General features: G+C 63.6%; 17 protein-coding genes. 4 read left to right on the plus strand and 13 right to left on the minus strand.

All coding sequences use genetic code 11. The annotated features are described in order from the left end of the window. Nucleotides 1-39: 39 nt before the first annotated feature. The 6 genes from ACH54P_RS34980 to ACH54P_RS35005 all read right to left on the minus strand — a co-directional run bounded on the left by ACH54P_RS34980 (nucleotide 40) and on the right by ACH54P_RS35005 (nucleotide 3,546). Complete coding sequence (locus ACH54P_RS34980; RefSeq protein WP_489907565.1) at nucleotides 40-240, minus strand: hypothetical protein; 201 nt, start codon at nucleotides 238-240, stop codon at nucleotides 40-42. Continuing rightward, nucleotides 237-830 (minus strand): MT-A70 family methyltransferase, encoded by a 594-nt coding sequence (locus ACH54P_RS34985; protein WP_489907566.1) that lies wholly within the window; start codon nucleotides 828-830, stop codon nucleotides 237-239. Before ACH54P_RS34985 ends, ACH54P_RS34980 begins: the two co-directional genes overlap by 4 nt. Nucleotides 831-1,039: 209 nt before the next feature. Then, nucleotides 1,040-1,705 carry a hypothetical protein gene (locus ACH54P_RS34990; protein WP_489907567.1) on the minus strand — a complete coding sequence of 222 codons (666 nt, stop codon included), beginning with the start codon at nucleotides 1,703-1,705 and terminating at the stop codon, nucleotides 1,040-1,042. Nucleotides 1,706-2,083: 378 nt separating this feature from the next. Continuing rightward, the gene (locus ACH54P_RS34995; RefSeq protein ID WP_489907568.1) at nucleotides 2,084-2,329 is read right to left on the minus strand and encodes a hypothetical protein; all 246 of its coding nucleotides are present in this window, start codon (nucleotides 2,327-2,329) and stop codon (nucleotides 2,084-2,086) included. Nucleotides 2,330-2,347: 18 nt separating this feature from the next. After that, a complete protein-coding gene (locus ACH54P_RS35000) occupies nucleotides 2,348-2,662 on the minus strand; it encodes a hypothetical protein (protein WP_489907569.1) in 315 nt (104 codons plus the stop codon). Nucleotides 2,663-3,216: 554 nt separating this feature from the next. Next, entirely contained in the window at nucleotides 3,217-3,546 is a 330-nt protein-coding gene (locus ACH54P_RS35005) for a hypothetical protein (protein ID WP_489907570.1), read from the minus strand. Nucleotides 3,547-3,579: 33 nt separating this feature from the next. Here ACH54P_RS35005 and ACH54P_RS35010 point away from each other — a divergent pair, with 33 nt between their 5' ends. Further along, the gene (locus ACH54P_RS35010) at nucleotides 3,580-5,376 is read left to right on the plus strand and encodes a hypothetical protein (protein ID WP_489907571.1); all 1,797 of its coding nucleotides are present in this window, start codon (nucleotides 3,580-3,582) and stop codon (nucleotides 5,374-5,376) included. A gap of 85 nt (nucleotides 5,377-5,461) precedes the next feature. On the opposite strand, the gene ACH54P_RS35015 is transcribed toward ACH54P_RS35010, so the two are convergent. Beyond that, a complete protein-coding gene (locus tag ACH54P_RS35015; protein WP_489907572.1) occupies nucleotides 5,462-5,803 on the minus strand; it encodes a hypothetical protein in 342 nt (113 codons plus the stop codon). Nucleotides 5,804-6,475: 672 nt separating this feature from the next. Between ACH54P_RS35015 and ACH54P_RS35020 the strand changes: the two genes are divergently transcribed. Beyond that, on the plus strand, nucleotides 6,476-6,865 hold the full coding sequence (locus tag ACH54P_RS35020) for a hypothetical protein (RefSeq protein ID WP_489907573.1): 390 nt from the start codon (nucleotides 6,476-6,478) through the stop codon (nucleotides 6,863-6,865). Between the two features lie 188 nt (nucleotides 6,866-7,053). Here the strand turns inward: ACH54P_RS35020 and ACH54P_RS35025 are convergent, their stop codons facing one another. The 6 genes from ACH54P_RS35025 to ACH54P_RS35050 form a co-directional block, all read right to left on the minus strand. Continuing rightward, complete coding sequence (locus ACH54P_RS35025; RefSeq protein ID WP_489907574.1) at nucleotides 7,054-7,488, minus strand: NUDIX hydrolase; 435 nt, start codon at nucleotides 7,486-7,488, stop codon at nucleotides 7,054-7,056. 27 nt (nucleotides 7,489-7,515) lie between these two features. Next, entirely contained in the window at nucleotides 7,516-8,769 is a 1,254-nt protein-coding gene (locus ACH54P_RS35030; RefSeq protein WP_489907575.1) for a DegT/DnrJ/EryC1/StrS family aminotransferase, read from the minus strand. Continuing rightward, nucleotides 8,766-9,824, minus strand: a complete 1,059-nt coding sequence (locus tag ACH54P_RS35035; protein ID WP_489907576.1) for a Gfo/Idh/MocA family protein — start codon at nucleotides 9,822-9,824, stop codon at nucleotides 8,766-8,768. Before ACH54P_RS35035 ends, ACH54P_RS35030 begins: the two co-directional genes overlap by 4 nt. Before the next feature lie 79 nt (nucleotides 9,825-9,903). Then, entirely contained in the window at nucleotides 9,904-10,188 is a 285-nt protein-coding gene (locus ACH54P_RS35040) for a hypothetical protein (protein WP_489907577.1), read from the minus strand. Then, nucleotides 10,185-10,601 carry a recombinase family protein gene (locus ACH54P_RS35045; protein ID WP_489907578.1) on the minus strand — a complete coding sequence of 139 codons (417 nt, stop codon included), beginning with the start codon at nucleotides 10,599-10,601 and terminating at the stop codon, nucleotides 10,185-10,187. The genes ACH54P_RS35040 and ACH54P_RS35045 overlap by 4 nt, the downstream gene beginning before the upstream one ends. A gap of 2 nt (nucleotides 10,602-10,603) precedes the next feature. Continuing rightward, on the minus strand, nucleotides 10,604-10,891 hold the full coding sequence (locus ACH54P_RS35050) for a hypothetical protein (RefSeq protein WP_489907579.1): 288 nt from the start codon (nucleotides 10,889-10,891) through the stop codon (nucleotides 10,604-10,606). Nucleotides 10,892-11,114: 223 nt separating this feature from the next. Between ACH54P_RS35050 and ACH54P_RS35055 the strand changes: the two genes are divergently transcribed. Both ACH54P_RS35055 and ACH54P_RS35060 read left to right on the plus strand, forming a co-directional pair. Continuing rightward, a complete protein-coding gene (locus tag ACH54P_RS35055) occupies nucleotides 11,115-12,398 on the plus strand; it encodes a helix-turn-helix domain-containing protein (protein WP_489907580.1) in 1,284 nt (427 codons plus the stop codon). Continuing rightward, nucleotides 12,395-12,901: an NUDIX domain-containing protein gene (locus ACH54P_RS35060; RefSeq protein WP_489907581.1), complete on the plus strand. Its 507-nt coding sequence runs from the start codon at nucleotides 12,395-12,397 to the stop codon at nucleotides 12,899-12,901. The genes ACH54P_RS35055 and ACH54P_RS35060 overlap by 4 nt, the downstream gene beginning before the upstream one ends. Nucleotides 12,902-12,903 lie beyond the last annotated feature (2 nt).

Consider the following 12,903-nt stretch of genomic DNA (forward strand, 5'->3'; position numbering starts at 1 on the left):
TAACAACGCGTGCGCCTGACATGTGTCGGTCTGGCTCGGCTACCAGCGAGACCGGCGCCACCGGATGAAGGCGACCACGCACCAGCCGAGGAAGACGACCGTGAAACCGCCGGCCAGCCAGGGCACAACGGGCCGGAGAAACGCGACAGCCACGTTGAGCGCGATGCTCGCGCCGAGCAGCACCAGGCTGGCATGTAGTAGCCATGCGATCGGGTTCTTCGGGCCGCCCTTGTCGTTCACCGGGCATCTCCGGTCGGCTGCCGATCGCTGGGCACCGGGTAGCCCGGGAGGACCAGGTCCGAGTTGACCTGGTCGCCCCAGACCGACCAGTCGGCGTTCGAGGGCGGCCGGCGGCGGGCAAACAGCTCCAGGTAGGGGCCGGGGGAGATCCGCTCGATCAGGGCGTACTGCTCCTCCGGCTTGTGAGAGTGATCCTGGATCGGCGCGTTGAGCCAGGTCGGCTGGGAGTGGAACTGCACCGGTGCCTTGCCGCGGGTAGCGAACAGGAGGTGCTCGGTGGAGTTGCGGAGGTACCGGCCAAGACCGAGGTGGAACTTCACCCACGTCAACGGCGACCGCACCGTGTACCCCCACGCCTCAGCCACGTCGTAGCCGTCGCGCAGCGTGGCATTGGTGACCCAGAGCCAGAGGTGCCCGTTGGGCTCGGCAAGGTCCTCGATGGGCATCGCCTTGATGCGATCCAGGGTCATGAGCCGGTAGTGACGGATGGCGCCCCGGCTGCCGGCCTGATAGATGTTCCAGGGCGGATCGGCCAGGATGGTCCGGAACCGCTTGGGTGTGCTGGACGTAAGTTCACTTGTTGTTGTCACACATGATTCTCCTTTCTCTTCCTGGGCCGGAACCGGCTGGGCACCTGCCAGGCATGTGCCTAGTTATGGACGATGAGTGGGAGAGCGGGAAACCGTCGGTTCGCTCGAAGGTTCGCCCGAACCTTCGAGCGAACCGACGCCCTAGACAACCCGTTGGCGGACGGTCTTCTTTGACATAGAGGGAAGGCAAAATGTCGTTGTAATATCTACTACTGCGAGCGGTTGGGATCACCTGGTCGCCGGATCTCTGTTGTGTTGCGCACCTGTCTGAGTACATGGCTCGCCACGGCGTTGCTCACCTTCAGCGCAGCCCGAAGCTTGTCCCTAGTGATCGGACGACCATGCGCTTCGCGGTGCTCGGCGTCGAGCTGGCGGGCGCGGGCTACCAGCTCGCCGGCCTCGTCGTCCGGGACGACTGAGGACGGTCCTGGGACCGTCCCGTGTAGAGAGGCGAGCAGCCGAGGACCGACCTCGCTCCACCCGATCAGGAGCAACGGCGCCACGGCGTAGAAGCAGGCCTGGCCGTACGCCCCACTGATGATCGGGTGGGCCGTGTTCATGGCGAGGGTTGCTGCGCCGCTGAACAGCAACAACAGTCGAGGACCGGCCAGTCGTTCGCTGAGGCCGTTCGTCCTCAGGTACTGCATCGAGGCCAGCAGCGCCACGACCGTGAGGTCCACTGCCGGAGCCACAAGCGGAGCTATCCAGCCTGGAACACCGAGCTGGACTCCGACGGCGTAGCCGTTGCCAAAGCCGAAGCAGAACGTCAGACCGGCGATGATGAACACGACGGCCGTCACCGTCCGCCTCACGACCACCGCGGGGCCGCCTGTGAAGGCGGCACCCGCGTGGCGTGTCGGCGTCCTCGTCGTCACGCTGCGATGTTCTGAGCCCACCGACGTTGACGCTGCAGTTCACGTCGATGCTCCTGGCGCAGCTCGAACTTGATTCGCCGCTGGTCGGCGGCAGGTACAGCGTTGGGCGTGTCGAGAACCAGCGCCTGACCAGTTTCCCATTCCGCCCGAAGCTCCCGACGAATGCGTCGTGCAATTTTCGCCCACGACCTGCGTGCGTTAACCTCATGCTTCCGGATGGCTCTTGTGCGGGTGTGTCGAGGCATAGTTGTCCTACCTTTCGAATAGTAAATATGTGCAAGTAAGAGAAATTTGGTGATTACTCAGATAGCCGCATTGCCACTTGCTCGAGTTGTCTTTTCCTTACGGTCGCCGTCGCCCGGTGCAACCGGCAGGGCATCACGGGCGGGTGGGAGGCCGACCCTTGGTCGAGCCACCAGCCTCGTCCTGCGCGCGGCGCATCGCGTCGCGCGCCCGGAAGAAGACGTCGTTGACGCGTCGCGTCTGCTCGAGCGCCTTCCACTCGGCTTTGAGGACCTTGCGCTCGACCTTGAGCTTGTCTCGTTCGTCCTCCAGCCGAGCTTCGGCCAGGACGTAGCCAAGCCACACCGTTCCACCGAGACACATGAGCAGGGTGAACACCACCCAAGCGGCGTGCATCAGTCAGCCACGCCCCGTCTCGGCCACGATCCGGGCGAGCGCGCCGGCGGCCGTGTCGACGATCGCCTTGTAGCGCGCATCGCCAAGGGGTGCGCGCATCAGGGCCTGCGTCTCCATCTCGGTCAGACCTTCCACAGCCCGGAGCGCGCTGTGGGCGACGTACTCCACAGCCTGGGTGCGGGCTGCCTGGACGACGGCTCGACTCTGGACAAGATCGACTTCATTGCGAAGGGCGCGCTCGAGGCGCGGGGATGGAGAACGACCGCTGGCGCGGTCGAGGGAGTCGCCGCTGGTACGGCGAGCGAGAGGGTTGGTCACTGTGAGCCTCCTGCCTGATCGACTGTGTTCGCACCTGAGCCAGTGCGAGCAAGTAACAGCGAACCCGGGAGGCAGTGGACAACCCGAAGATTGGCAAGTGACCAGTAAGTGACCAGCGCATCCCCGCAGGTCAGGGCTCTAGTGACCAGCAGAATGTGAAGCCGGAGAGGTCTCGAGCTTCATGGACGGCAGTAAGCCTGAGGGGAGGTTCGGGACGGCGGATGTGGTCGACCAAACGGGGGCGCGTCTGGATGGCACGGGCAGCAAGACTCTCGAACAGGAACACAGGCCGCCTGCGACTTGCTTCGCTGTTGATCTCTGATACCTGTGAGGGCGTGAAGATGCCTAACGAAATCCACGGTGGGTCGCTGGTTCGTCGCTGACCGCTGACAGGTAGGGTGTCAAGCCCTCGTGATCCACATCCAGTTAGGCTGAGTTCAGGGGCCTCGTCGCGGAGGAGTAGTCCGGCCACGATGCTCTGCGGCTAGTGACTCAAAGTGGCGGCTATGTCATGCAGGGTCACGGTGTTGAACCGGGTCACCTGGTGCGACGGGCTAGGTTTCACCGGAGTTGTCGAGGCGGTGTTGGTCGTCCTGGTGTTCGTGTTCGGGCTCGCGTGGATCTGGGTAGCCGAAGTACTCCTCGAAGGTCATGTCGCCGAACGGCTTAGGGACCATCATGTTGTAGTCGTTCATGGCGTTAATCTCAACTTCGGTCGGATGCTGAGGATCTCGCGCGAACTTTTCTATCGGCTCAGCGCCAACGATCCTGGCGTTTCTTACTCGCTCAAATTCACGAAGTTCTTCCTTGGTTGGATAACGCTCACGCGCTTCCGTTGTCCTATCGCCTTCATCTCCGTTCGTTATATGCAAATGTTCTGACATTGTTGCTTGCTTCCTTCTGTATTTAGTTATAACATGCCAGTGGCGCGCAGTCGAGATAATCTGGGATACCGTAAGGTGGATGGATATGACCAGATGGCAGGTGAGATGACAGGGCGGGCTGACGAGCGTTCGGAAGTCTGGCGATGCTTGCAAGCACTGTCTCGCGAAGAAGGGGTTTGGCGACCAGCTATAGCCAAACTTTTGACCGGTGAGCTGAATCCGCTTCGACAAGTCTGGCGCATCGACGACCACGGTGACGACGAGGTTGTTCGCAGGCTTCTTTCGGTTAACCTCTACGCGCTCGTCGTACAGCTAACGCCTCGTGACGCCAAGCAATCGCTTAGCATGGAACAGCGCATAAAGCAGTATCGCCACGCGGTAGCGGTAAGTTTCAACCTTATTCAAGATCCTGAATTGGTGAACAGTAAGCTGCAGGAGCGCCGCAACTGGTTGGCTCGCAGGGAACGGGGTCCACTTCGGATAGCGGTGTCAACGAGCCAGCGCGACCTTAACCATGCGATCGACCAGATGGAACAGCTGCTGAATGGGACTGACTACAAATCAACGGAGCTTCCTGTCGGTAGCGATGTGGCCGACTCGGGGGGTGAAGCTGATGCTGTTTTGATGAGTGCAGAGTCCGTTCGTCAGCCATCAAATCATCGATCTGTCCAACGCGTCTCATTTATTGATCGATCTTCTGCACGTCTGGCTATTGAATTCGGCGCCCTAGCTGCTTTGTGTTCGAGGGGTTGGAGTGCTGTCAAGCGCAGTGCCCGTTGGCTGACTTTAGCTGTAGTAGTCGGCAGTATTTTTTCCTACTTCAGCGGTAAGTTGCTCGCAAGTGTCCAAGACGATCCCGTCTGGTTTGGTCCCCTTCGCTACGTCACTGACTTCGCCGTCCAGCACGAAGTCGTAATGATGACCACGTTCGTAGTCGGCTTGCTCGCTGGTGGAGCGGTCGCCATTTTTGCGAAGCGTCGACGCTGGATCGTGTGGGTTGCTGCCGCTCTTACCTTGTTGCACGACGGGATTCTCGGTGCCTCCCTGTTAGTCGCTGATCGGGAGCGAGTCGCATACAACCAGCTTGTCGGCGATCTCTCCTTCTGGACTCGTGAGCACGCACTTCATTTCGACGGCAGGAACGCGTCCGGGGGTGACCCGTACCAGAACGTATGCAGCGAATTTAAGACCAATCCAACCAATCCTGACATCACGAATGACGTCATCAGGGAGAGACTCGCCGACTTTGGTGGGGCTGAGTTGTTACGTCCTTCGTGTTCGGTGGAATCCGGCTCACTCACTTTACGTGCCGCAGTATTCGATAACGGACTCCCTGGCGATAAGGCGCAGGACTACGACGGTGATGTGTTCGCTGAGGCGCTTGTCCGTCCCGGCGATGGCACCTTCTGGTCAGAATGCGGCATGGCGGCGGTTCCGCCATACCAAAGTAAAGTTGGGAATTTTCTCGCCTTCAGGCTTGAACTGGTCCAAGGTGTGGACAGTACGGCCTACCGGCCGGTCGTGTCGCTCGTTGGTATGTTCGATGAAACCGTCGTGGCGCAAAGCGATGTTACCATCCCCTACGGTTGGGGTGGCTCTTTTGGTGGCTCGTCGCGCACTGGCTGGGCGAAACTCAGCGTTCATCGAACTGGGTCGAATTACGACTTCTTCGTCAATGACCGTAAAGTCGTCAGCTACACCTGGGTGGATGGTCCAAATAACCTGCACGTTAGTATCCAGACCCGCAGTACGCGATTCCCCCGAGCAATTTCTTGCGGCTTCGATGACTTTCTTTACTGGGTAAAGCCGACGCGTGCAGAAGGCAAGTAGGCGAAAGTCCACCCCGAACGGTGATCATCGCTGATCTCGTCCAGGGCGGGCTTCCGCCGTAGTTGGTGCCCCCGCGGTGCGAGTACTACTCGGCCGCTGGCTTGCCTCGACGCGTGGTTGAGCGCTGGGTACCCTCGGACGCCGTGCTTTCGGCGGCAGAGCTACCGCCGAAGATCGCAGCGATAGCAGCCCGTTCCGTCTGCGCCTTACGCTCGATCTCGGCCCTGACCGCCTCGGCCTTCTTGAGGATGACCGGGTCGGCTTTGGTCTTCTCGATCCAGTGCTCCAAGGCGAGACGGATCTCCTCGGTGGTGCTGCGGCCGGTCAGCTGAGCCACGATGTCCAGCTGTGCGCGAAGGTCCTCCGTGATTCGGACGGCCAGTGTTTTTACGTGTCCTGAGCCTGCGGTGGTAGTCGGCTCGCTCATGGCGAGTGCCTCCTCGGTGGGTTGCGGCCGGCGAACCTGGATGGTTCACCTAGAAGCCGCAGGGCACCGACGAGCGCGCAGCACGATCGCTGGCCCTCCTATTGATCACTCAAGATCAAAAGAAACGCAACCGTAGGTTCGTGCTCGATGTAAAGACTACGACGGCCCGCGGTGAGTTCTCGTCGCAGCGAGCTGGTCGTGCACCCGCAAGCGTCACTCTCCGCTGCACCTGCACGGGCGTCTGCATCGCCTGATCACCAGGAGCAGCAGGATCCGGTGATCGTTTTGGCGCATTCACTCGAACGTGTCGGCAATGTCATGTATCTGTCCGCGGCATTTCAAATACGAGTAGCGACGCCACACGAAAGTGTGAATCATGTTGCAGCTAAACGGTGTCTGACCAGCGCTTGGTCACGCACAATCACCTTGCCGACCGCTCGTCGTGCCGTAAATACCGGTTGTCGACTGGAGTGCCGGAATGGCATTGTTACCGGTCCGTAGGTACGTGGTTTTCCGCCAAGATGACCTCAGCACCGCCTGGGGTAACCCAGACATGCAGACGCGACCCCCAGCTGGAACTGGGAGCCGCGTCGGTGTTCGCACCGCCCGTCCAACACGCAAATATTGAGAGAGGCAACGAACATGGCGACGTTACCGCCGCTAGGTGGCGACATGCCAGACCGACGTTCCCCCGATCGGATCACATTTGACAACGATCCGAACTACGTCGGCTTCGAAGAACTCTTCGAGGCGGCTGCCGAGCCTGTCGTCCAAACCAGTCGGCCGGGCATCGTGCTCGAACCGCCCTGCCGCGTCGTGCAGCGTCACCAGCACGGCTCGGCGTGGCCGCACCCGGCATGGGAGCTGCTGCGACAAATTCTGCTGGGCGACGTGGCACACGCCTGGCGCTCTGCGCTGCTTATGGTCGTGCTCGGTGCCGTGATCTGCGGCATCTTGCTGGCAGGGTCGGTCGCCTTGACGGCGGCCGGTGCCGCACTGGTGGGCCTGCTCGGGCTGCTGCGATTGAGCCGCTGGCAGGCTAACCGGGTGCGCCTCAGCTGATACTCGAGCTGAGGCCGTGGTAAAGGTGGGGAGGACCGGGGCTGAAAGAAGCAGCCCCGGTCCTCCCCAGCTCATGTTCCCCTGCGCGTGCTAGTCAAACGGGAGACGGTCCAGTTCGACACCGCCGACGGCGTCGCCTTGTAGCTCGGACGGGCACATTACGTTGTTCCGCAGCGTGACGGCCAGATTTAGTTGCTCTGGTCGCGGTCGACGTAGGCCTTCAGGACCGTCTTGACGGCGTCGGTCACCGGCAGTTCGCTGTCGAGCCGAGCCCACTGGTAGACGTCGTGCTCCTGCAACTCGATCGGCTTCGTCGCGGCAACGTCGACGGCGAAGTTGAACTGGCGGCTCGCCTTGCCGCTGCCGGAGGTGTAGTCGAAGCTTCCGAGGTAGTGCTGGATCTCCGAGACGTCGAGTCCGGTCTCTTCCTTGACTTCTCGGAGCAGTGCCGCGTCGAGCGCTTCGTCCGGTTCGACCTTGCCACTGGGCAGCTCCCAGAGCCCGCCCATGAAGTCATCCTCTGGCCGGCGGAGCAGCAGGACCTCGTCCTGAGACTGCACCACGGCGCCGACGACGAATTGCTGGATGCCCGCGGCCGCGGCTTCCGAGGCAAGCTTCTTCAACGATGTCGAGTCGACCATTGCGATCCCCTAAAGCTCGTGGTGGAGGCCGACAACTTTACGGAAGCCAGCGGCGTACTGACGGGCGAGTGCGATGTCCTGCTCGCGATGCCAGACCGGCAGCTTGAGCGTCCGCGCGTGTAGCCGTTCGGCGACTGGGAACTGACCCGGTTCGTAGCGGATCTGGTCGACGTACGGGTGGTGCGGAAACAGCGGCCGCGGATCTTGGAACAGGGGGAGCAGGTTGAGCGGACAGGTTGAGCCAGGGCGGTCGACTTCGACCAGGCCTTCGGCGTAGAGCGCGTCGTAGAACCGCTCTGCCGGGACGCCGCCGAGCTCGTCGGGATCGTAGATGACCGGGTAGCCGTACCAGGCGGAGCGAATGTCGTCGGCGAGCTTCGGCACCGAGATGCCCTCCAGGTAGCTGAGCTCGTCGCCGAGCACTTCGGCGATCTCGGCGCGTCCCACCAGGTAGTCGTCGAGATCGAGCAGCTGTACCAGCGCGATCGCCGCGGCCAGCGGATGGATCCGGAACTTGAGCCCCATGCCGGTGACGGCGAAGCGGTGCAGCGGGTGGCTTGGCGGGATTTCGGTCTTGCAGCGCTTGTTGTAGTGGCCGTGGAGCAGCAGCCGGTAGTAAGTCTCGTCGTTGTTGGTCAGGACGAAGCCGCCTTCGCCGGCCGAGAGCGGCTTCGGGCCGTTCATGGAGAAGGCGGCGATGTCGCCGACGCTGCCGATCTTCTGGCCGGCGACCGCGGCGCCGTGCGCGTGTGAGCCGTCCTCGAGCAGCAGCAGGTTGTGCTCGTTGGCCAGCGCGCGTAGGGCCGTCAGGTCGGCCGGGATGCCCCAGAGGTGCGTCGCCATGATCGCCGTCGTCTTCGGCGTGATCTTCGCCTGGACGTCGCTCACCGACAGATTGCCCGTCTCGTCGCAATCAGCCAGTACGGGGATGGCGTCCAGGTGAAGTAACGGCGTCACCGTCGCGAGGAAGGTGTAGGCGGGCACGATGACTTCGTCGCCGGGCCCGATGCCGGCCGCCACGTATGTCGAGTGCAGCGCGGCTGTCCCGGAGCTGGTCAGCACGGCGTGCCGGACGCCGAAGTAGTCCTGCAGCGCCGTTTCCAGCTCGGCGATGACGCCGGATCGGTCGTAGATCGAGATGGAACGCTGCAGTTGGGCCAGAACACGCAGGTCAGTCCGGTCGTCGAGCGGCGGCCAGCTGAAATGGGGGCCCGGCGCCGAGATGCTCGGCGGGCCCCCGAGCAGGGCCAGCTGGCTGGTCACATGAGCTCCTTCGGGTTGACATGGTGGCCAGCTCGAGCGGATTCGTAGCAGGCGGCGATGAACGCGAGATGCGCGATGTTGTCCCGCGGACTGCTCAGATTCAGCCGATCACCCCGGATGACGTGGCAGAAGTGGTTGATCTGCGAGGTGGCGGCCGAGGGCCAGGCCTGCTCACGGACCAGCGACTCGATCATCTCGCCGTCGTTGGTCATTCGCTGGATCCGGCCGCGCTCGAGCCGGACGATGCCGCGGCTGCCGACCAACCGGATCCGTTCGCTCTTGGGCCCAATGAACCGGGACAGCAGCAGCGACCCGTATAGGCCGCTGTCATAGCTGAAGTGGATGAGCGCTGTGTCCTCGGCGTCGTAGCTGCGATCCGGCCGGGCACTCGCCGATGTGTCCGCCAGGATCCGGTCGGGTAGCCCGAAGTACCAGAGCAGCAGATCGACGAGGTGGTAGCCCATGTCGATAATGCAGCCGCCACCGGCGACCGCGTTCTGTCCACGCCAGCCGTCGGATGGGTCGTCGACGTGCAGCGTGTAGGCGGCGTCAACCACGATGGGCGTGCCGATCTGGTCAGCCAGCTGATTGAAGCTGGTGTAGATCGGATTGAAACGTCGCTGCAGCGTCACCATGAGCTCGACGTCCGAGCGCTCGCAGAGGGCCACCAGCTCCTGGGCTTCGGTCAGCGACGTGGCGAACGGCTTCTCCTTGAGGATGTGGACGCCACGGGCTGCCGCCACCTCGATGACCCTCCGGCCGGCACTGTGCGGCACGCAGACCACCACGAAGTCCAGCTGCTCATCGGTCAGCATGGCCTCGACGTCGCTGTACCCGTTGACCTGGAGTTCGATTTCGTGCTCTCGCACGACGCCAGCGTTCTCGTCGCAGACGGCGACCAGCTCAGCATCGTCGGCGGCGAGTAATCCGGGCAGGTGGTCCTCGACCGCCTGCTTGCCGAGTCCAACGACGCCAGCGCGAAGCCGGGTCCCTGTCCTCAAGGGCGGTGGAACGGGGCCAGCCAGTGGCTGGACCGGAGGCAATACCTGCTGCATACAGAACTCCTTTCTGGAATGACGAATCTGGGGTGGCGGTAGCGCCAGACAGCGCCTGTTGAGACGAGAAGGGCATGGACTAGGCGGTGTATGGCCGCTTTCGGCGGGAGGGCGCACCGGATGTGAAGCCGGGGTGCGTCGGCGGGATGGTGAAGCCGAGGCCGCGCCGGTAGTGCAGGTCACAGGTCCAGCAGGTCTTGACCGGCTTCTCGGCTTCGGTCGTGTACTCGACGACCTCGACCAAGCCGCAGAGCATGGTGACCTGGTCGCCGGGGTTCGGGACGCGGGCCAGCCGAGCGCGGTGACGCAAGCCGTGGACGACGAGGTGCAGGTTGTCCAAGTCGAGGTAGATGCGGACCGTCATGCCGGGGGTTCGAGCTCGTCGGCGAGGATGCGAAGACTCGAACCGGTCTGCCGGATGGCTGCCCGGAGCCGCTTAAAGCCGTCGGACTTGCGAGAGAGATGGCGCTTCTCCACCACGATCGCCATGGCGGCGTCGGGCAAGCGCAGCACGTCGAGCAGGGCCGTGAAGCCTGGCCGCGTCAGCTGGCTGGAGCCGACGCCGACGTCCCGAAACACCGCGCCGAGTTCCCATCCAGCCGCCGTCGCCCACCAGTCGAGCACCTGGGCGCACGCGTTGGCATACGCGGGCTCCGGTTCAGGCGAGCGGACGTAGCCGTACACCAGCAGCGGTTTCCCAGCCGGCGTAGCGATGAGCCCATGCTCCCTGAGGTGGTGCACGAACCGCTGCAACTGCGGGAAGACGGCGTCCACCATCGCTAGAAGCCTTCGCGCAGCCGGTAGGCCTGTCGAACGATGTCGCAGGGCCAGGACGCGGCGCAGCAGGCGCAGTCGCCGCTGGCAGGGTCCGGCTCGTGCAGCACGAAGGTCAGGGTGATCAGGCTGTAGAGCTGTGCGGGTTCGGGAATCCGCTCATTGACCGTCGCCGACAGCCGGTTCAGCCGTCGCTGCCAGGCGCAGGACACTCGTGGGCCGTTGCGCAGGTCGATCGTTCGTACGGCCATGGCGACCGCTCCGTCCGTCTCGTCGTCGATCTTGGACGGCATCCGACGCCGAGGGCTTCGCCCGGCCGTCGGGGGGCGAACGGCCAGTGGCGCCCCTGGGGTGTGGCGCCCACCTCGACGCCGGATGCCGCCTTTGACCTTGGACGGCGGCCCCGCGGGATCCCAGGGAAGAGATCGGGAAAATTGCCGAAAAAGACCCCCAACCAAAGGGCCTGACCTGCGGTAATGTGTCCAGGCGGCACGGACCGTATACGGAGGGGCGCGAATGGTCGCCAAGCGCGACGGACTAGCACGGGCACGGCGGGCAGCTGGCTACACGCAGGAGAGGCTCGCTGAGGAACTCGCGGTCGATGTCAAGACGGTCGGCAACTGGGAGACCGGAAACAATGAGCCGTTGCCCCACAAACGCCCCAAGCTCGCAACGGCACTAAACATCAGCGCAGATCGGCTCGAGGAGCTGCTACACGAAGGCCCAACGTACGCGGCGGCCGATCGCCGCAGCGAACACGAAGCTGGCGAAGTAGAGGCCGTCGGCGTCGAACAGCAGCGACGCTTGCAACGGTCGTTGCCCGACGTGCGCATCGTGCGTCCTGTCCGACCGGCCCAGCCGGACCGACAAGCCGATCTTGCCACAATCCAAGCAATGGCCACGGCGTTCCAGGTGGCGGATCGGAAAGTCGGCGGCGGCCAGATCTACTCCACCGTCGTCCACTACCTGCAGACCGAGATCAGCCCGCGGCTCTTCGACCCAGCCAGCGACATTCTGGGCGAGCGTTTGTTCGAGGCAGCTGCGTCGCTGACGGAGATCGCTGGCTGGATGGCTCACGACAGCGGCCTCGACCAGCACGCCCAGCGTCACTTCAGCCAGTCGTACCGGCTCGCGAAAGCTGCGGATCATCCGGCCCTTCTCGCCAACATCTGCGCCAGCATGAGTCACCTTGCCGGCCAGCTGCGCCAGGCGACGGACGCCGTCCGAATCGCACAGGTCGGCCTGGCACACGCTGAGCGCGGTCCCGCGCGTCAACGGCTGTCGGCGCGGCTGTACGCCATGAGCGCCCGCGGTTTCGCCATGCAAGGCGACGCCAGAGCCAGCCGCCGAGCCCTCATGGACGCCGAACGCGTCCTGGAGCGTCTGCACGAGGACGGGCCTGCGGACTGGATCAGTCAGTTCGATGAAGCCTCACTCGCGAGCGAGGCGGCCCTCTGCTACGACGCGCTCGGCGATCGGCTGCAAGCCGAGCAGCAGGCGCGTCGGGTGCTGGAGCTACGCGTCGGCGACCGGGTACGGAGCAGGGCGTTCGGGCAGTTGACACTCGCCGAAGTACTCGCTGGTGGTGGTGAGATCGACGAGGCCGCCGCGCTCGGCCGTGAGATATGCGCTGCAGCGGGTTCACTGACGTCGAACCGTGTGCGGAGTCGGCTCGCCGAGCTCCAAGTGACGCTGAGGCCGCACCGTTCAGTTCCCGCCGTGCAGCTGTTCCTGGCAGACTGCTCTCATGTCTTGCAACCTGCGGCTGCGCCGGAATCCGACACGTTGTGGCCGGTGTGACTGAGGACGATGCGGCCCGCTTCGCCTACCTCGCCGAAGGTAACGCCAAACAGGCGCGCAAGCGGGTCGCTGCCGACGTTCTGATCACCGACCGGGTCGGCCGTGTCCTGCTGGTGGATCCCACCTACAAGGAGGGATGGGACATCCCCGGCGGGATGGTCGAGGCCAACGAGCCGCCGCGGGTCGCTGCCGAGCGGGAGCTGCGCGAGGAGCTCGGCCTGACGCTGACCGTCGGCAGGCTGCTGCTCGTCGAATGGGTGCCGCCGCACGGACCGTGGGACGACCAGCTGGTGATGATTTTCGACGGCGGGACGCTGGACGATACGACCGTCGCCGAGCTGCGCCCAACTGATGAAGAACTTGCTGGCCTGGGGTTCCTGTTGCCCGCCGAGGCGAAGTCGCTGCTCAAACCACGGCTCTGGTCACAGCTGAAGAAAGCCCTCGCAGCGCGGGCGTCGGGCGACGTCGCGTACGCCGAACTTGATCCAGACGCGGCACGCTGAGG

It is taken from the genome of Amycolatopsis sp. N2S4-7 (assembly GCF_058119595.1).

Bases quoted from the DNA above. Each gene is read 5' to 3' on its own strand.
- ACH54P_RS35040 (WP_489907577.1), bottom strand. From the start codon at position 10,188: ATGACGGTCCGCATCTACCTCGACTTGGACAACCTGCACCTCGTCGTC.
- ACH54P_RS35010 (WP_489907571.1), top strand. From the start codon at position 3,580: ATGCCAGTGGCGCGCAGTCGAGATAATCTGGGATACCGTAAGGTGGAT.
- ACH54P_RS35020 (WP_489907573.1), top strand. From the start codon at position 6,476: ATGCCAGACCGACGTTCCCCCGATCGGATCACATTTGACAACGATCCG.
- ACH54P_RS35015 (WP_489907572.1), bottom strand. From the start codon at position 5,803: ATGAGCGAGCCGACTACCACCGCAGGCTCAGGACACGTAAAAACACTG.
- ACH54P_RS35035 (WP_489907576.1), bottom strand. From the start codon at position 9,824: ATGCAGCAGGTATTGCCTCCGGTCCAGCCACTGGCTGGCCCCGTTCCA.
- ACH54P_RS35050 (WP_489907579.1), bottom strand. From the start codon at position 10,891: ATGCCGTCCAAGATCGACGACGAGACGGACGGAGCGGTCGCCATGGCC.
- ACH54P_RS35045 (WP_489907578.1), bottom strand. From the start codon at position 10,601: ATGGTGGACGCCGTCTTCCCGCAGTTGCAGCGGTTCGTGCACCACCTC.
- ACH54P_RS35055 (WP_489907580.1), top strand. From the start codon at position 11,115: ATGGTCGCCAAGCGCGACGGACTAGCACGGGCACGGCGGGCAGCTGGC.
- ACH54P_RS35005 (WP_489907570.1), bottom strand. From the start codon at position 3,546: ATGTCAGAACATTTGCATATAACGAACGGAGATGAAGGCGATAGGACA.